The sequence below is a fragment of the Sphingobium sp. WCS2017Hpa-17 genome (genome assembly GCF_031843765.1).
Classification (GTDB): domain Bacteria; phylum Pseudomonadota; class Alphaproteobacteria; order Sphingomonadales; family Sphingomonadaceae; genus Sphingobium.
Genome location: NZ_JAVTIV010000010.1, coordinates 84,739 through 101,565, shown reverse-complemented (window position 1 = coordinate 101,565; position 16,827 = coordinate 84,739). Strand labels below are relative to the sequence as shown.

At 60.5% G+C, this 16,827-nt stretch carries 16 protein-coding genes; 10 read left to right on the top strand and 6 right to left on the bottom strand.

Annotated features, from left to right (window positions below; translation table 11 throughout):
* The first annotated feature begins 92 nt into the window (after nucleotides 1-92).
* Nucleotides 93-746 (top strand): TetR/AcrR family transcriptional regulator, encoded by a 654-nt coding sequence (locus tag RQH62_RS15115; RefSeq protein WP_311269565.1) that lies wholly within the window; start codon nucleotides 93-95, stop codon nucleotides 744-746.
* Nucleotides 747-851: 105 nt separating this feature from the next.
* Nucleotides 852-1,892, top strand: a complete 1,041-nt coding sequence (locus tag RQH62_RS15110) for a zinc-binding dehydrogenase (protein WP_311269564.1) — start codon at nucleotides 852-854, stop codon at nucleotides 1,890-1,892.
* A gap of 10 nt (nucleotides 1,893-1,902) precedes the next feature.
* Here RQH62_RS15110 and RQH62_RS15105 read toward each other — a convergent pair whose 3' ends face one another.
* The 3 genes from RQH62_RS15105 to RQH62_RS15095 all read right to left on the bottom strand — a co-directional run bounded on the left by RQH62_RS15105 (nucleotide 1,903) and on the right by RQH62_RS15095 (nucleotide 5,178).
* Nucleotides 1,903-2,778: a phytanoyl-CoA dioxygenase family protein gene (locus RQH62_RS15105; RefSeq protein WP_311269563.1), complete on the bottom strand. Its 876-nt coding sequence runs from the start codon at nucleotides 2,776-2,778 to the stop codon at nucleotides 1,903-1,905.
* Between the two features lie 91 nt (nucleotides 2,779-2,869).
* Nucleotides 2,870-3,661: a helix-turn-helix transcriptional regulator gene (locus tag RQH62_RS15100; protein WP_311269562.1), complete on the bottom strand. Its 792-nt coding sequence runs from the start codon at nucleotides 3,659-3,661 to the stop codon at nucleotides 2,870-2,872.
* A gap of 26 nt (nucleotides 3,662-3,687) precedes the next feature.
* Entirely contained in the window at nucleotides 3,688-5,178 is a 1,491-nt protein-coding gene (locus tag RQH62_RS15095; RefSeq protein ID WP_311269561.1) for an NAD(P)/FAD-dependent oxidoreductase, read from the bottom strand.
* A gap of 301 nt (nucleotides 5,179-5,479) precedes the next feature.
* On the opposite strand from RQH62_RS15095, the gene RQH62_RS15090 reads away from it, so the two are divergent.
* From RQH62_RS15090 to RQH62_RS15060, 7 genes are all read left to right on the top strand, one after another.
* A complete protein-coding gene (locus RQH62_RS15090; RefSeq protein WP_311269560.1) occupies nucleotides 5,480-6,373 on the top strand; it encodes a VOC family protein in 894 nt (297 codons plus the stop codon).
* Nucleotides 6,374-6,604: 231 nt separating this feature from the next.
* The gene (locus tag RQH62_RS15085; protein WP_311269559.1) at nucleotides 6,605-8,737 is read left to right on the top strand and encodes an FAD-dependent oxidoreductase; all 2,133 of its coding nucleotides are present in this window, start codon (nucleotides 6,605-6,607) and stop codon (nucleotides 8,735-8,737) included.
* Between the two features lie 35 nt (nucleotides 8,738-8,772).
* Nucleotides 8,773-9,984, top strand: coding sequence for an MFS transporter (locus RQH62_RS15080; protein WP_311269558.1), 1,212 nt, complete (start codon nucleotides 8,773-8,775; stop codon nucleotides 9,982-9,984).
* Between the two features lie 13 nt (nucleotides 9,985-9,997).
* Nucleotides 9,998-10,756: an SDR family oxidoreductase gene (locus RQH62_RS15075; RefSeq protein WP_311269557.1), complete on the top strand. Its 759-nt coding sequence runs from the start codon at nucleotides 9,998-10,000 to the stop codon at nucleotides 10,754-10,756.
* A 25-nt stretch (nucleotides 10,757-10,781) separates the two neighbouring features.
* On the top strand, nucleotides 10,782-11,756 hold the full coding sequence (locus RQH62_RS15070) for an alpha/beta hydrolase (protein ID WP_311269556.1): 975 nt from the start codon (nucleotides 10,782-10,784) through the stop codon (nucleotides 11,754-11,756).
* A 12-nt stretch (nucleotides 11,757-11,768) separates the two neighbouring features.
* Entirely contained in the window at nucleotides 11,769-12,683 is a 915-nt protein-coding gene (locus RQH62_RS15065) for a nuclear transport factor 2 family protein (protein ID WP_311269555.1), read from the top strand.
* Nucleotides 12,680-13,453 carry an SDR family oxidoreductase gene (locus tag RQH62_RS15060; protein ID WP_311269554.1) on the top strand — a complete coding sequence of 258 codons (774 nt, stop codon included), beginning with the start codon at nucleotides 12,680-12,682 and terminating at the stop codon, nucleotides 13,451-13,453. Before RQH62_RS15065 ends, RQH62_RS15060 begins: the two co-directional genes overlap by 4 nt.
* 40 nt (nucleotides 13,454-13,493) lie before the next feature.
* On the opposite strand, the gene RQH62_RS15055 is transcribed toward RQH62_RS15060, so the two are convergent.
* The 3 genes from RQH62_RS15055 to RQH62_RS15045 all read right to left on the bottom strand — a co-directional run bounded on the left by RQH62_RS15055 (nucleotide 13,494) and on the right by RQH62_RS15045 (nucleotide 15,896).
* Nucleotides 13,494-14,258 (bottom strand): SDR family oxidoreductase, encoded by a 765-nt coding sequence (locus RQH62_RS15055; RefSeq protein WP_311269553.1) that lies wholly within the window; start codon nucleotides 14,256-14,258, stop codon nucleotides 13,494-13,496.
* Nucleotides 14,255-15,046 carry an SDR family oxidoreductase gene (locus tag RQH62_RS15050; protein ID WP_311269552.1) on the bottom strand — a complete coding sequence of 264 codons (792 nt, stop codon included), beginning with the start codon at nucleotides 15,044-15,046 and terminating at the stop codon, nucleotides 14,255-14,257. The genes RQH62_RS15055 and RQH62_RS15050 overlap by 4 nt, the downstream gene beginning before the upstream one ends.
* Nucleotides 15,047-15,119: 73 nt before the next feature.
* The gene (locus RQH62_RS15045) at nucleotides 15,120-15,896 is read right to left on the bottom strand and encodes an SDR family oxidoreductase (RefSeq protein WP_311269551.1); all 777 of its coding nucleotides are present in this window, start codon (nucleotides 15,894-15,896) and stop codon (nucleotides 15,120-15,122) included.
* 437 nt (nucleotides 15,897-16,333) lie between these two features.
* Between RQH62_RS15045 and RQH62_RS15040 the strand changes: the two genes are divergently transcribed.
* Nucleotides 16,334-16,798 carry a nuclear transport factor 2 family protein gene (locus RQH62_RS15040; protein ID WP_311269550.1) on the top strand — a complete coding sequence of 155 codons (465 nt, stop codon included), beginning with the start codon at nucleotides 16,334-16,336 and terminating at the stop codon, nucleotides 16,796-16,798.
* The last annotated feature ends 29 nt before the right edge of the window (nucleotides 16,799-16,827 follow it).

The window sequence follows — 16,827 nt, the reverse complement described above, 5'->3', positions numbered from 1 at the left end:
CGGCGCGGACATTTCCTTCGCCAAGGCTGCTCTGTTGATTGGCGCCGGCTCTGCTATGCTGCTGTCTTTCAACCGCAGATTGCCGAGATTTGATGCCTGATCCTGATCGTTTGCCCGCTGCGAAAAGAGCGCGCTCTCGTACTGCCGGCTGGCAGGCGGAGCGTCGCGCCGAAACGCGCCAGCGCTTGCTGGACGCAGCGGCTGATACCTTCGGACAGATGGGTTATGTCGGAACACGCGTCGAGGATATTCTCGCCGCAGCGCAGATCGGGCGTACGAGTTTCTACAAGCAGTTCCGAGATCGGCTGGATGTCGCGTCGGTGCTGTTCACGCAATTCATGCCCCATCTTGAGGGGGTCTATATCGAGATTGCCGATTGCCGGGAAATTGACCATCTGGCGGTGGAACGCTGGATCGAGCGTCTGATCGATGCATATGCGCAGCATCGCGGCGTGATGCGTCTCTTTGCCGAGGTGGCGGCGATTGAGCCTGCCTTTTCGTCGACCATTGCGCAGGTTCAAACAGGTATCATGCGTGCCCTGGGCGTGCGGTTTGACGGTTTCGCCCGTGCTGTGGCTGCCGATGGCGGCGAACCGCATGCACGTGCGGTGCTCGTCATTGAGACTCTCGATCATATCAGCGCGATGATATCTTTACGGCAGGTTCCGATTGATCGTCCGACAGCCGTGCGCTTCGCAGCGGGAGTTTTCCTGGACTTCATTCACAGCGGCCCCGGAGACCGCTAAATCATTTTCGATGCATGGTGTATCGTTATTTTCTTGTGCAGCGCAAATGGCGCGCTAGACTTCACGGGGACGGTCAAATGACCGCACGGCACAAGGAGAGCGAGTGTGAAGGCTGCGATATTCCATGATCCGGGGAACATAGAGGTGCGCAACGATGTGCGCGATCCAGTGGCCGGCCCGGGCGAGGTGCTTCTCAAGGTTGCAGCTTGCGGCATCTGCGGAAGCGATCTCCATCTCTACCGAACGAATGCCCATCGCGAGGCGGGCGTGCTTCGCATCGATGAGGATGGCCTTGAAATTCCTGGGCATGAATATGCCGGCCGGATCGTCGGCGTCGGGGAGGGGGTCGAGGGCTGGGCCGTGGGGCAGCGGGTCGTCGGTGTCACCGGCGGCGGGGCCTTTGCCGAGTTAGTCCCGGTTCCTGTCAATCCTTATCAGATTGCCGCGATACCCGATGGATTGAGCTATGAGGAGGCCGCAACCACTGAGCCGCTGGCAGATGCGCTGCAACTTGTCCGATTGGCAGAAATCGCCCCAGGCGAGAATGTTGTGGTGTTCGGTGTCGGGATCATCGGACTTGGGGTGCTGCAGGCCCTGAAAGCCAAGGCGCCGCAGGCGGGGCATGTGATCGCAGTGGACGTTTCGGAATCCCGCCTTGAACTTGCCGCGAAACTGGGGGCGAGCCATGTGATAAATGCAGCCCAGACCGATGTCCGTGAGAAGGTGATGGACATCTGCGGCCGCCTGGTCGGAGCCTTTCCCACAAGCGTTGGTGCGGACGTCGCCGCCGTCATCGATTGTGCGGGTTATCTCAAGCACATGAAGGGCCGACCTCCTCTTCAGCAGGCGCTCGATATGATCAAGCCCTTTGGCGGGCGCATCGTCTGCTTTGGTGCCTATGAGGGCGATGTGACGCTCGATCTGACCTTTCTTATCGAGAAGCAGCCGCGGATTATCGGCTCGCTCGGATATCAGCCCGCCGAACTGCAGGATGCTGTCGACCTGATGGCCAGCGGACAGATTGACCGACGGCAACTCATCAGCGACCGCTTTGCCCTCGACGACATTGTGAACGCCTTTGAGACGCAAGGTAACGGCAAGGCCATCAAGGTGATGGTAGAAATGGCGCCCGCCGCCGAGGTCTAATGGTGGTCGTTCATCCAGTCTTGCCAAACACGTCCAGGCGACCTGAGTGAATGAGCGGGTAACGCGGGGTGTCGAAGAGGGCGTTCGGCTGAACGCCCTCGACCGGCTCGCCATAGCTTGGACCGCCGGCATTGCGCGCTCGTGCATCAAACACATTGACGAGATACGCCCATCGGGACGACGCTGCCTTGTTCGCCGGACCGCCATGTATGGTGAGGTCACCATGAATAGTCGCGTCGCCTGGATGCATATGCAGCGGAGCAGATAGCGGATATGCCTCGAGGAGATAGGGATATTGCTCAACGACGTCGGAGGTGGAAAGCAGGGTTCTTCCCATCGGGCCAGCCCTGTGGGAGCCTGTGAGAAAGCGCATCGCTCCCTTCTCCGGTGGCAACTCCACGAGCGCGAACCAGAGGTTGATCAATGCGCTACGATCAAAGCTGGCATGAGGAAAGTCCTGGTGGAAAGGTGTCGCCTTGCCGCCTTTGTCGGTCGGTATCTTGACCAGTATCTCATCGTTCATGAAGCGGACCGGAGCGCCGCGCATCAGTCGCGAGGCGTTGCGCCCGATGACCTGGGAATGGGATATGGCGTAGAGGAGCGGGTCTTTTTTCCAGGCCCCAAGGAAATTCCGGAGGATCGCCTGGAAATGCTCGAGAAGCGGATCGCCGCCGCCGCCTCCTGTAATGACCTCGGCCTGATCGCCCATCAGCTCCCTGGCGCGTCTCAGAACCTCATCAGCAAGAAAGGGAGTCATCAATGAGGGAGCATGGACATAGCCGTCCTGCCAGAAGCGTGCGACCTCATCGTCAGTCAGATCGCGAATATTTTCCTCGATGTCGAAGTCGGCAATCACATCGTCTTTTTGGTCGCATAGCTGCGTCATAGCGCGTCCTCTCCTGTTGGACGCGGGCTACACTTCTATCGATCTGTGATGAAAGGCTGTGCGAATATGCCGGGTCACGACGTGAGCCCAGCTAGGTCATCTGCTGCGCCTCATCCTGTTTTTCATCGCGCGCGGGAACGGTGAAGGGCAGATCGGACAGATCCAATGTTCTCGACACGACCATCATGGCGATCCAGTGGCGATCGGCGCTCCCCAAATGTCTGTCCTCTTCGGCAATCTCGTGCAGGCTGCGACGGAAATCCGATGTCAGTGCATCCAGTCGCTGGATGCCGCGGTCCGAAAGCTTCGCAATGTCGGACAGATAATGGGTGTCGGCGGCGCCGAAGTCCATGTCGAAGAACAGCTGCTTGATGTGCGACTGGAAGTGGCGGGACAACGGGCCTCCGCGCCGCCAGGTCACGCGACGATTGGCAAGCGGCTTTATACGTCCGCCGGGCAATAACCGTATCAACCCGAGCCTGACGAGCCTCTCGCAATAATGCGTCATTCCTGCTTCCGATACCGCGAAATCGGCTGCGAAATCCGACGCTGGCCAGCCATTGAGGAGGGCAAAGAAAAAGAATGCGAGTGCGCCATCATCCGCCAGCCCACGCTCCTGGGCAAGCGTGAGTTGCCAGATCTGCCTTTCGCTCTGCTCGCGCGCCAGATCCACCAGATCGGTAAGATCCAGTCCGGCAATGGCGCAAAGCGAGCTGAGCCTGTCCAGCGTCAATCCGCGTCCGGACAGCCAGCGCTTGACCGACGCGGTACTGGCGCCGATCTTGTCGGCGATGTCGGCATGGCTCAGATTCTGATGGCGCAGCGCAGAGCGCAGCGCGTCGAGCAACGCATTATTCTGGTGCCCGCCCATGGCCTGTTCCAACCTTAAGACAATATCGGAGTCCCGCGTCAGTTCAGCTCGAAATCTTCCATAACGGGAGCGCTCATCGCTTCGGCAAAGGCGTCATAGCTCCAGGGCCAGGTCAAGGGCACACCCTCTTTGTCGAGATACCAGCTGGTACAACCCGATCCGAACACCGTCTTTTGCGCCGCAGCGATCCGGCGCTCTTCATACCGCGTCATCGCGGCATGAGATGCGCTTACGGCCTTGGCCTTGCCCTGCTCGATCAGATCGATGAAGTGGGAAATATAGGCCCATTGCCGCTCGGCAATATCGATGAGCGAGAAGTTGCCCACGGGGCCCGTGGGGCCGTTCAACATGAAGAAATTGGGAAAGTCGGGCATGGAAACTGCGAGATATGCCGTTGGGCGCCGTTCCCAGAAGGCATTGAGGTCGGCGCCGTTGCGACCCTTCACGTTCATCGGGCGCATGAAACGGTCCGCCTTGAAGCCGGTCGCCAGAACGACCGTGTCGAGTGCGTGGATGGTGCCGTCGGCCATCTCTATGCCTTCGGCGACGAAGCGCTTGATCCTGCCGGTATCGACGGCAACAGACGGGCGCTGAACCGCTTCATAATAGTCCGGCGAATAGATCAGTCTCTTGCATGCTGCCATATAGTCGGGGCGCAGGGCTTCCTTCAGGGCCTCGTCCTTCACATTCTCTTCGAGATTGCGCTCCACCAGATCCTGGATTTCATGCATCTGCGGTGAGTCGGGCTCGATGATCGCCTTGTTGAAGCGACGAATGCCGCCCCAATAATCATCGCCAAATCGAATGGCATCGATCTGCGCAGGGTCCTGCCTGAAAGCTGCACGATCAGCATCGGAATAGGCGAAATTTTCTGTCGGCATGATCCACTGGGGGGAGCGTTGGAGATGCACGACCTGCTCGGCGCGGGTCGAGAGCGCGCAGACGATCTGCACGCCTGTGGATCCGCTTCCGATCACGCCAACCCGCGCGCCGTCCAGCGATGCGTCATCATCCCATCGGGCACTGTGGAAGACATGCCCCTTATAGTCCTCTATCCCCTCAAATTCGGGGATATTGGGATGGTGCAGAACGCCTGTAGCCGCGATCACCACATCTGCCTCGTCGCGGCGTCCGTCGGCAAGGCTGATGTCCCACCGACCATCGACATAGCGTGTGCTGACCACTTCGCTTGAAAGCTGAAGCTGGCCGCCAAGATCGAAGTCCTGCACGACTTTCTCAAAATAGTCCCTGATTTCGGGGCCTGGGGCAAAGAAGGCGCTCCACTCGGGATTAGGCGCGAAGGAATAGGTGTAGCAATGCGCCGGCACATCGCATGTCAGGCCCGGATAGCGGTTCTCTCGCCATGTTCCGCCGACCGACTTGCCCTTCTCATAGATGACGAAGTTGGTCCTGCCCGCTTCCTTTAGCCGGATACCTGCCAGAATTCCGGCCATCCCAGCCCCGATGACCACGAACCGCAACTGCCGCTCGCTGCCCATATCCCGCTCCGTCTCCATCTCGCTGTCCATACTCTTATTGTGGTCACCTGTTCAGTAGGAGCTGCCGCCATTCTGCGCGCCATATCGCCGCAACCGGTCGGCGGCAGAGGGGTCGCTCGGTCATTCACCCACCGATCATATCTTACCGCCTGAAGGCTCTCTGAACTTGGCTCTAAAAATACGCATACCGCTGCTACCGTCAACGATATCTTGCTTCTTGCGTATAAAAATGGATGTCAATCACCGAAATGGGTTGATCTGGCTTGTCCGCGTCAATAGATGTCGGGCAAGTCGGACGTTGCGAGAGACCCGGCGACAAGGAGGGACGGGAATGATCAGCAGTCTGGCTTATGTGGTGCTCAAGGCGCCCGATCTGGGAGCCTGGCAGGCCTTTGGCTGCGACACGCTTGGCTTGATGCGCTCTGCCGCGTCGGATGAAGACAGCCTGTTTCTGCGGATGGACGATCGCCCGTTTCGCTTCGCGATCGAAAAGGCTGATGGACCCTCCTTCGTAGCGGGGGGGTGGGAGCTTCCGGATCAGGCCAGTTTTGAAATCTGCATCAGCAAGCTGCGGGCGGCGGGCGTCGAGGTTCTGGACGGAGATGCCGGGCTTGCGGCCAGGCGTCAGGTCAAGGGGATTGCGACCTGCAAGGATCCGTCGGGCAACGGCGTGGAGCTGCATTGGGGGCGGATTGTCGATTATGAGCCCTTCCTCTCTCCATCGGCCGTCAGCGGATTTGTGACGGGTGAAATGGGCTTGGGGCATCTGGTGCTGCCGGCCGGTGCCTTGTCCGACACTCTGGACTTCTACAAAAATATTCTGGGCTTCCGGGACACGGACTATATCCGTGTTCCCCTGTCGCCCGAACCCGATGGTCCTGCGGCGCAAGTTCATTTCCTGCATTGCGACAATGCGCGACATCACAGTGTCGCCCTTACCGACATGCCGCAGCCGGCCGGTGCGGTCCATGTCATGGTCGAGGCGAAGACGATCGACGATGTCGGCTATGCACTGGACCGGGTGAAGGCCAGCGGCGCTCATCTCTCTGCGAGTCTGGGTCGCCATACCAACGACAAGATGCTGTCCTTCTATGTGCGCACCCCCAACGGGTTCGACATCGAGTTTGGTACCGGCGGCTGGCAGGTGGACTGGTCCACTTATGTGCCGACGATCAGCTTGAAAGACAGTGCCTGGGGCCATGAATGGAATTTTGCCGGCGTCTGACCGGATCGGTGGCTGGCGCCGCAGCTATCAAGGGCTGCCGGCGGTTGGTGTGGCCGAATGACGAGGCTGAATGAACCGGGATCGGGCCAGCGCAAGCGGTTCACCCAGAAGCGAGAGGACTGAACGATGGTGTGGCGTGTGGATCTGCTCGAAGAGGGGGGGTGCGGCATCGCGGAAGGGGCGGAGAAGGCTCGTTCTGGTTCAGTTCGCACGACTTTGCGGGATTAAAACATGTCTCGTTATGCCCATCTTCTCAGCGCCGGCCGCATCAACACGCTCGAGCTTCGCAACCGAATCTTCTTCACGCCCATGGGCTCGAACCTTGCGGACGAGGACGGCTTCTGCGGAGACCGGCTGCGTGCCTATTATGGCGAGCGCGCCAAGGGCGGGGTGGCGCTGGTCACCATGGGCTCGGTTTCGGTAGGATATCCTGAAGGGGCCAGCAATTGGCGTCAGGAGGCCATTTCCGACGACAAATATATACCGGGCATCAAGGCGATCGCGGACGAGGTTCATGCGCACGGCGCCAAGCTGGCCGTCCAGCTTCATCATGCCGGCCTGCTCGCGATGCACGATATGCTCGCAGGTCGGCCTCTCGCCTGCCCTTCGCCGCCCAAGGCTTCCAAGGATAGCGGCGACTTTGTCGACGTAATGCTGGAAGAGGAGCAGGCCGTCTTCTTCGAGCCCTATGCGGCGATGGGGGAGGTTCGATATGATCCTCTTGATGCACAGAAGATCGAGCGGATCGTGCAGATGTTCGCGGCGGCGGCGGTACGGGCGAAGAAAGCTGGCGTGGACGCGGTGGAAATCCATGGCGGTCATGGATATCTCTTTTCCAGCTTCCTTTCTCCCGCCTATAATCAGCGCTCCGATGAATATGGCGGGACAATCGAGAACCGGGCGCGCTTCCTGACGGATACAATCAAGGGCGTGCGCGCGGCGGTAGGGCCCGACTATCCCGTGTGGATGCGGTTCGACAGTCAGGAATTCCTGATGGACAACGGCATCACGCTGGAGGATGCCTGCCGTGTCGCTCAGCTCGCGGAGGCGGCGGGCTTGGACGCCATTCATGTCAGTGCCCATGGCGACGGTAATCGCGGCGCGACCTACTCCACGGGCCATGCCACCGATACTCGGAATGGCTTCGTCGACAATGCTGCCGCTATCAAGGCAGGTGTGTCCATTCCCGTCATTTGCCCAGGTCGTATCGAACCTGAGGATGCCGACCGTTTCATCAAGGAAGGCAAGCTCGACTTCGTCACCATGGGGCGCAAGCTGCTTGCTGATCCGCATTTGCCCAACAAGCTCGTGGAAGGCCGGCCCCAGGATGTGCGGCCATGCATCTATTGCTACACCTGCATCTCGAATATCTTTGCCTCCAAGCATGTGATCTGCGCGGTCAATCCCTTGACCGGGCATGAACTCGAGCGCCAGCAGCCGGAGATCGCAGCGCGCAAGAAGATCGTCGTGATCGGCGGAGGGCCAGGTGGCATGGAGTCTGCCAGGCTGCTTGCCGGCAAAGGGCATGAGGTCATTCTTTGTGAGGCGAGCGACAGGCTGGGTGGTACGGCGCAATTTGCCTCTGTGGCTTACAAGCCCAATGAGCGGATCGTATATTGGCTGCGCAGACAGGTATCCGAAGCCTCGAATATCGAAATACGCCTCAACACCCGGATCACCCCTGATCTCCTTGATGAGATACGGCCCGATGAGGTGGTTGTCGCGACCGGCGCTCGCCGGCAAATGCCGCCCATCCCGGGCAGCGATCGCGACTTTGTCTTCTCCGGCGACGATATGCGCAATCTGGTGCTCGGGCAAAATCTCGAGAGCCTGGCAGAGAAGACCGACTGGAAGACGCGCCTTGCGATGAAGCTGGGGGCCAAGACCGGTGTGACCTCAAAGCTCGGTGCGTTGCGTGCCGGCTCGCGCGTCTGGATGCCCATCGGCAAACGGGTCGTCATCATCGGCGGCGAGCTTGTCGGGCTGGAGCTGGCTGAATTCCTCGCATTGCGGGGCCGCAAGGTCACGGTGCTGGAGGAGAGTTCCCGGGTCGGCAAGGGTCTCCAGTTGGTCCGCCGTTTTCGTGTCGTGGACGAATGTCATCATCTGGGCGTCGCCCTCAACACCAACATTTCCGATGTCGCCGTCGGCGATCATGATGTGTCCTACGCCAACGAAACAGGGCAGCGCCGTACGATCGCCGCCGACACCGTCATTGTTGCGCGCGGCGCCACAGGCGATGAAAGTCTGGCCGACCAGATCCGTGCTGCCGGCTATAAGGTTTCCACCGTCGGCGATTGCCGGGGCGTAGGCTATATCGAGGGCGCAATGAGGGATGCGGCGCTGGCGGTGCAGCCTATCTGAACAGGTTTGCGACCGAAAAGATAAGAGGATGAGAGATGAGCCAGCGGGATACGCTGAGAGGTAAGAGAATTTTGGCGGGCGTCTGTGTCGCAGGCCCGGCACTTGTCTGCTTGATCCCGATGGCAGCCGCACCCGCTATGCCGGCAATGGCCCAACGGTTTGGATCTTTGGGAGATGGGACGCTTTTTGCCCAGATGGTGATGACGGTTCCGGCGATCATGCTGATCGTCGCAGCACCCATCGCCGGATTGGTGGCTGCCCGATTTGGCCGGCGGATAACGCTTCTCGTCTCGCTGCTGCTCTACGTCATAGGGGGGGCTGGCGTGCTGCTCGTCGATGCCGCCACGCCGCTCATTGCGTTGCGCTTGTTGCTTGGGGTCGCGGGTGGGGGGCTGCTGACGACCAGCCTGGCGCTTATCGGAGAGCATTTCGAGGACAATGCCCGCGAGACGGTGCTGGGCTATGCAACTTCCGTCTCCTCGGTCGTCGCGGCGCTCGCGCTGATGTTTGGTGGTGCGCTGGTCGATGGGCTGGGCTGGCGAGCTCCCTTTTCGCTCTACCTTCTTGCGCTGCCGCTGATCGTGGCTGCATTTATCGTAGTAAAGCCTGCACCGTCGATCGCAGGCGAGGATGCGCACGGTCCGCATGGAAATGGCGGGCTGGTTCGCATGTGGCCCTATTACGCGCTTCTGATGCTGCTCACGATCGGCATGTTCACGCCAGCCATCCAGCTGCCTTTCCTGCTGGAAGCGCGAAATGTGACGAGCGCGTCTCTTCAGGGCAGCATCATTTCGGCCACATCGATCGTTGCGATCTTTTCGGCAGGCGCCTTTGGCTGGGGGCGCAAATATATTGGCATCCACGGCTTCCTCATCATTGATACGCTGAGCATGTGCATCGGCGTGCTGCTCATCGCACTGGCGCCCGCCACCTGGGTCATCTTTCTGGGCTGTCTCTTCATCGGCATCGGGGCCGGCCTGTCCGAGCCGGCCATCGCTTCACTGATCTTCGACAGAACGCCCGCTTGGGTCCATGCGCTGGCCATGGGCCTGATCGTGAGCGCGCTCAACCTGGGGCAGTTCGTCAACCCCTTGGCGATGGCGCCGTTGCGGCATGCACTCGGTCTCTCGGGAGCCTTTCTGGCCCTTTCTGCTCTGCTGGGCGCATCGGCGCTCCTCATATTTCTGCGTCGCCGCGACGATCTGGTCGCGCATGACGCATCCTTGACGCCCTTGGCGTCCGCCTAATCGGGAGAGAATAGTGGGACAATTTTCAGGCAAGCGCGTGCTGCTCACCGGCGGTGCGTCTGGCATCGGGCGGGCGACGGCGGAACTGTTCGTAGCCCAAGGCGCGACGCTGACGTTCGGCGATATCGACAGGGCTGGAGGCGAGGCGGCAGCCAGCGCCCTGGGTGCTACCTTCGTGCCCTATGATGCATCCGATCCGGAGCAGGCTTCGGTGCTCGCCGCCGCAGCGCGCGAAGCCATGGGTGGAATTGATATTCTGCTCAACGTCGCCGGCATCATGACGTGGGACCGTTTCGAAGACACGTCGCCTGCAAAGTGGCAACGCACACTCGATATCGACCTGAGCGCCGTATTCTATCTGTGCCAGAAGGTCTTGCCGTCGCTGGTCGAGAGCAAGGGGAACATCGTCTCGGTATCCTCCGCCAGCGGCCATCATCCCGTATATGGTACAGTGGCCTATGGGGTCGCCAAGGCAGGGATCATTGCGCTGACCAAGCAGATCGCCCTTGAATATGGCCGGCACGGCGTGCGTGCGAATGCCGTTGCCCCTGGTGGCGTGGCTACGCCAATGCATCAAAAGACGATGTCGGCGAGCGATTTCGACATGTCGGTCCTTGAGGAAGCGGCCAGTCGCAATATGCCCAAGCTGAGCGGCGTGGAAGCCTGTACCCCGGCAGAGATCGCTGCTGCCATAGCCTATCTCGCCTCGGACGATGCCCGTTATGCGACCGGGACGATCCTGACGATAGATGGTGGGCAGACGACGGGCTGACCAGGACAGACAAGGAAGCGTTGAAATGTTCGACCCGGACGTAGATCCAGAACTTCTGGCTGGCCTCGACCTGCTACCACCTTTTGTTCTGACGAAAGACAGCCTTGCCCAGTATCGAGAAAGCGCAGCTCAGTTTCTGCCGCCGGCCGCCTCTTATGAGAGGGCCAATGTGCTCATCGAGGAGCATGAGGCGCCGGGTCTGAACGGAGCGCCGCCGGTACGGTTTTTCCTGTATCGGCCGAGGGCGGTCGGCGGGCCATTGCCGCTGCTGCTCTTCGTGCATGGCGGCGGCTATGTTCTTGGGCTCGTTGAAGGCAATCACCCTGGATGTGTACGAACGGCTGACGAACTGCAGTGCATCGTAGCATCGGTCGATTACAGGCTGGCGCCAGAGACGCGCGCGCCCGGCCAGGTTGAGGACTGCTATGCTGTTTTGGCTCATCTGCATGCGCGCGCCGCTGAGTTGGACATCGACGCGCAACGGGTCGCGGTAGGCGGCGAGAGCGCAGGCGGCGGCATCGCCGCGGCGCTTGCGCTCATGGTGCGGGACAAAGGGGAATATGGGCTTTGCTTTCAGCAGCTCATCTATCCGATGCTGGACGACCGGACATGTATCAGAGCAGATATGCCCGAGGGGGTAGGCAGGCATGTCTGGACCGCTGATGCCAACCGCTTCGGCTGGGAGGCTCTCCTGGGACAGCCGCCTGGAAGCGGTGAGATTGCCGCTTATGCCGCCGCGGCGCGGGCAGAGGATCTGGGGAGGCTGCCGCCTGCCTATATCAGCGTCGGCTCGCTCGATCTCTTTGTCGAAGAGGATATGGAATATGCCCGGCGCCTCATGAGCGCGGGTGTTCCTGTGGAATTGCATGTCCTTCCCAGGGCCTATCACGGCTTTGAGCTCAATCTCGATTCCGAACTTGCGAGGCGCTCGGAGGCCGAACGCCGACTTGCCCTTGCGCGTGCCTTTGCGGCGGCTCCATCGGGACGCGGCCCGGCATAGGAGCCCTGATCCATGAATATCTTGCCCGACGCAGGTAACGCCGCGGTTATCAATTCCTCGATCGTCGAGATACAGGCTGACGTGGACCATGTCTGGTCAGTCCTCACGGACTTTGCCAGCTATGGCGACTGGAACCCGCTGTGCCGTGCGATTACGGTCGATGCGCAGGTCGGCGGCCTCGTTCGCATGGACGTGAAGGACGATCTCAAGGATGCCGTTATCACGTTCGACTATCGGCTCGATGAGTTTGACGTGGGCCAGCGCATCGCCTGGTCAGCGGAATTTCCCGACCTGGGCCTGACTGCACGGCGCGACCAGTATCTCCAGCCCCTCGATGCTGAGCGATGCGTCTACTGGAGTACGGACCTCTATACCGGCCCGCAGGCGCGGCAACAGGCCGAGCTCAATGGAGCGTGGGTCCGCTCTGCCTTCGACAATATGGCGCTCGCGCTCAAGGCGAGAAGCGAGGGTGCGGGCGTGCTGGGAGCGGCCGATACACTCGCCATCGGACAAGCAATCGCATTCTATTCCGAAGCGATCGACGATCGCAATCTCGCGTTGCTCGCGCGCTGCTTTGCGTCTTCGGCGCAGATCACCATTGTGGGCCAGTCCTTCACGCTCGAGCAGTATCGCGAGCTTTGCCAGGTTGCCGAGCGGAATTTGAACGCGACGCAGCATCAGCTCGGGCCTTCGCGATTGTGGCGAGATTCAAGAGATTCCAGCCACGTGCGCGCGCGTACAAGCTTCATCGCCACGCATGTGCATCCAGAAGATCTGGAGCATCCCGTCGTCGTGGGAGGCACTTATCATGATTGCCTTGCCCAGGAAGCGGAAGGGTGGCGCATCGTCGAGCGAACGGGAGAGGTTCTGTGGACGACGGGTGACATGGCATTGCTCGACTTCTCCGGGGCGCAGAGAAGCGAATGACTGGCGGGAAATTAGCGGGACGCACGGTGATCGTCACGGGCGGGGCTCATGGCCTAGGCCTTGCGACGTCCATCCTCTACGCTAGCGAGGGGGCAGCGCTCATTGTAGCGGACCTCAACGAGGATTGGGGGCATGAGGCTGCGCGGGAGACCGGCGGAGACTTTCTGCGCACTGACGTGTCCGATCCCGCTGCAATGCGCGCTCTTGTCGACCATGCGGTAGCGAAGACCGGCAGGCTCGATGTGATGGCCAATGTTGCCGCAATCGCCCAGGCAGGTCCGCTGACAGATATAGACGATGCCGAGTATCGCAGGGTGATGGCCGTCAACCTCGATGGGGTCTTCTATGGCACGCGGGAAGCGGCACGTGCCATGATACCAAAAGGGCAGGGGGCTATCATCAATGTCGCTTCAATCGGAGCAAGTTCGGGTACGCCGCTTCTGACGGCCTATTGTGCAAGCAAGGCTGGGATTCTGGGGCTGACGCGCGCCGCTGCGATGGAGTTGGCGCCTTTGGGAATTCGCGTCAACAGCCTCAGTCCAGGCGCTATGGCAACCGGAATGGGCGGCTATGCGCTGACGCCCGCAATGCTCGACATGCTCAACAATATTCAGCCAAGAGGCGTGGCCGGGACGACCGAGGAAGTCGCACGCGCCATGCTGTTTCTCGCCTCTGACGACGCGGCCAATGTCTATGGCCATGATCTTGTCGTGGACGGGGGCGCGATCTGCGGTCGCCGCGACGGCGCACCGGTCTCAGCGAGAAAATAAGGTACCGGAGCGACGGACGTGACACGCCGCCCCGACGGGTTCAAGGGCCGACAGGTGAGGGCACGAAGGTCGATAGCAGACCGCCATCGGCGATGTGCGCATGCCCGTTTACAAAGCAGGCGGCAGGGCTTGCCAGCCAGAGGGCGACCTCGGCAACCTGCTGAGCTGATCCCATGCCGCGTAGAGGGACCCGCTCGAGGTCATTGGGCGAGACTATTGGCTGATCTGCGCCGCCCATCATGGGTGTGGCCACGCCTCCTGGGCACAGGGCGTTGATACGTGCGCCGCGCGCAGCAAAAGCAGGTGCGCTAGCCTTCACAAGGCCTACCACTCCATGCTTTGCGGCAGTGTAGCATGGGCTCTCTGCGAGGCCGATGACGCCTGCTGTCGAGGCCGTGACGACCACTGCGCCCTCAGGGCGAATGACCTTCTCGACAGCCTTGAGGCCGAGGAAAGCGCCTTTGAGGTTGATAGCCACATGGCGATCGAACAGCGCTTCGTCGGCGGCAGCAAAGCCGTCCATCGGGCCGAGATATCCGGCGTTGAGAAGCGCGATGTCGAGGCCGCCGAACCGGGCTACGACCAGTGCCGTCATCGCTTCGTTGCCATGTGCCGAGGCGACATCGACCTGGACGGCGATCGCCTCTCCGCCGATCTCGCTTGCCACAGCCCTGGCACCGTCGATGTTGAGGTCGGCAACGCAGACCCGGCCGCCCTCCTGGGCGAATCGGATCGCCGCGGCGCGGCCAATCCCGGACGCGCCGCCGGTAACGAGAATGCTTTTTCCTTCGAAAGACCCGCTCATAACGGCATATACTCCCCGCCGTTGACGTCGAGCGTAGACCCGGTCACCACCCGCATGACGTCGCCTGCAAAGGCAAGGGCGGCGTGCGCGCATTCAACCTCTTCTGGCACGCGCCGTAAAGCGATGTTGGCAGCGATTGCGTCTACCGCCTCCTTGTAGGTCGGACCGCCTTTCGCTTCCTGTTCTTCGAGATAGGTGCGGGCCGGTGGACTGATCGTCCAGCCGAACGCCGGCATATTGACCCGAATACCGAGCGGACCAAGCTCTGCCGCGAGTTGGCGGGACAATGCCGAGAGCGCCGCCTTGGTTGCGGCATAGCCCCCCTGATTGGGCACGATCTTGCGTGCCACCTGGCTCCCGATATTCACGATGGCGCCGTCGCCCTGAGCCTGCATTTGAGGCACGACCGCCCGGATCATGCGCATCGTGCCGATGACGGTCACGTCCATCGCCGCGCGCAGTTCATCAAGATCGAGTTCCGTGACCGGCTTGATGTCGCCTGGCCGATATGCGCTGTTCACAAGGCCATCGATACGCCCGAACGCTGCAAGCGTCTCGGTCGCGACGCGTTCACAGTCCGCCTGGCTCGTAATGTCCGCTTTCACAGTGATGGCTTTTCCGCCCGAACGCGTGATGCTTTGGGCGACCTCCGTCATGACATCCGAGCTGCGCGAAACCAAGGCTACCCTCGCGCCCATCTTTGCTGCCTCTTCGCCCAGCACACGGCCGAAACCGGGGCCGATGCCGGTGATGATGACAGATTTGCCTTCCAGTATTTGAGCGACCATGCGCCTCCTCCCTTATGCATTCCTCATCGCAGACCGGGCGGGTTCGCTGGCAGCGCGACCCGCCCGATGTCGATCAAAGGTTCCAGCCGCCATCGCATGAGATGGTCTGACCCGTAACATAGCCTGCCCGCGCGGAAGCGAGGAACACGGCGGTGTCCGCCACCTCCTCTGGGGCTCCGTAGCGGTGAAGGGCGATGGTAGCTTGCACCGCCTTGTGCCAATCTGCGTCGAACGCTGTGTCCTTGAGCCGATGGAAGATGCCGGCGTCGATCACCCCGATCGCGATGCTGTTGGCGCGCACGCCGTTCCCGCCTTCTTCGCGGGCGATACCCTTCATCAATTGCTGGATCGCACCCTTGGGAGCAACCGAGAGCACATCCCGCTCGGGCCAGCGCACCACGCCAGCCGATCCGATATGGACGTAGGAGCCGCCCTTTTCACGAAGATGCGGAAGAGTGGCATGGATGATATTGAAGAAGCCGTTGACGTCATTGTTGACGACGTCACGCCATTCCTCCGGCGTCACTTCGTGGATCATGCGCATCTTGATGTCATAGCCTGTTGCGACAACGACGCTATGCATATGGCCATAGGTCGCTACGAGCTTCGCAACCGCTGCCTGGATGCTGGCAGGTTCGGCAACATCGAGCTGAACAAGCTCGACATCCACGCCTTCGGCGCGGGCAGCTTGCGCGGCCGCTTCGGCGCCTTCCTTATTGTTGCGATAGGTAATGGCGACGGCTGTGCCGGCTGCGGCCAGTCGCTGGGCGATGACCTGACCTGTGCCTCCGCTCCCGCCGATGACAAGGGCAATGCCTTCCGGGAAGTCCTTGGTGGTCGAGCTGGGCATCAATTCATCTCCGTGCATAGGGTAGGAGCCAGATCATCTGGCGTCATGGATGGTGAGAAGGCATGAAGGAGCTCTGTCCGACGCGTCAGCGATATACGCGAAAGGCGGTTCAGGCTTTCTCCTCTCTCATGCCGGCCGCGACAGTTCCTGCCGGGTTCGGTGGGGCACTCTTGCTTTGCGGACGATACAAGTCAATATCATTACGCAATTCGTTGGTGATGCGGGTAAAATATTGATGGTTTGCACAGTTTTATGGGGCCTGTGAGGCGATCCGGTCTGATTGGTTGACGCTGATGTCGCGGGTGTGGCGCCATCCGGCGCGGCATGGCGGACATGCGTAGAATAATGGGCGGTATTGTACGAATATCGTTGACGAAAGCCGATTCTGCCTGTTCTAATGCGCCAAACTCAGTGATATTTGGAGAGGGGTCAGGCATATGTCGCAGACGGATTTGGTGGCTCGCAGGGCGCAGCTTCGGACCATGTTCGAGGAGATGATCACGGCATTTGGTGCCAAGAATTTCGATCATTTCTCCACCTTTATCGGGGAGGACACGGTGTTCGAATGGCCCTATCTCCCGCTCAAGGAATTCCCCGAACGAATGATCGGCGGCAGCGCCTTCGTGGCCGCCGCAAAGGTTGGTATGGCTGATTCTGAGCCCTACAACCACAAGGTCGATACATTCTACGACATGGCCGATCCCGACATGCTGATCGTGGAATATCATAGCGACACGACGCACACCAAATCGGGCAAGCGCTACTCGAACAAGTATCTGGGCATTCTGCGCTATGCAGGCGATCAGGTTGTCTACTGGAAGGAATATGTAAATCCGCTCACGATCCTCGAGGTCTATGGATCGGATTTTACCAACGACGCGGCAGCGTCCGTCGAGGCCTGAAGGGCTGCGCGGCCCATCACCACAACAAG

Bases quoted from the DNA above. Each gene is read 5' to 3' on its own strand.
- RQH62_RS15115 (WP_311269565.1), top strand. From the start codon at position 93: ATGCCTGATCCTGATCGTTTGCCCGCTGCGAAAAGAGCGCGCTCTCGT.
- RQH62_RS15105 (WP_311269563.1), bottom strand. From the start codon at position 2,778: ATGACGCAGCTATGCGACCAAAAAGACGATGTGATTGCCGACTTCGAC.
- RQH62_RS15095 (WP_311269561.1), bottom strand. From the start codon at position 5,178: ATGGACAGCGAGATGGAGACGGAGCGGGATATGGGCAGCGAGCGGCAG.
- RQH62_RS15090 (WP_311269560.1), top strand. From the start codon at position 5,480: ATGATCAGCAGTCTGGCTTATGTGGTGCTCAAGGCGCCCGATCTGGGA.
- RQH62_RS15085 (WP_311269559.1), top strand. From the start codon at position 6,605: ATGTCTCGTTATGCCCATCTTCTCAGCGCCGGCCGCATCAACACGCTC.
- RQH62_RS15080 (WP_311269558.1), top strand. From the start codon at position 8,773: ATGAGCCAGCGGGATACGCTGAGAGGTAAGAGAATTTTGGCGGGCGTC.
- RQH62_RS15070 (WP_311269556.1), top strand. From the start codon at position 10,782: ATGTTCGACCCGGACGTAGATCCAGAACTTCTGGCTGGCCTCGACCTG.
- RQH62_RS15065 (WP_311269555.1), top strand. From the start codon at position 11,769: ATGAATATCTTGCCCGACGCAGGTAACGCCGCGGTTATCAATTCCTCG.
- RQH62_RS15060 (WP_311269554.1), top strand. From the start codon at position 12,680: ATGACTGGCGGGAAATTAGCGGGACGCACGGTGATCGTCACGGGCGGG.
- RQH62_RS15055 (WP_311269553.1), bottom strand. From the start codon at position 14,258: ATGAGCGGGTCTTTCGAAGGAAAAAGCATTCTCGTTACCGGCGGCGCG.
- RQH62_RS15050 (WP_311269552.1), bottom strand. From the start codon at position 15,046: ATGGTCGCTCAAATACTGGAAGGCAAATCTGTCATCATCACCGGCATC.
- RQH62_RS15045 (WP_311269551.1), bottom strand. From the start codon at position 15,896: ATGCCCAGCTCGACCACCAAGGACTTCCCGGAAGGCATTGCCCTTGTC.
- RQH62_RS15040 (WP_311269550.1), top strand. From the start codon at position 16,334: ATGTCGCAGACGGATTTGGTGGCTCGCAGGGCGCAGCTTCGGACCATG.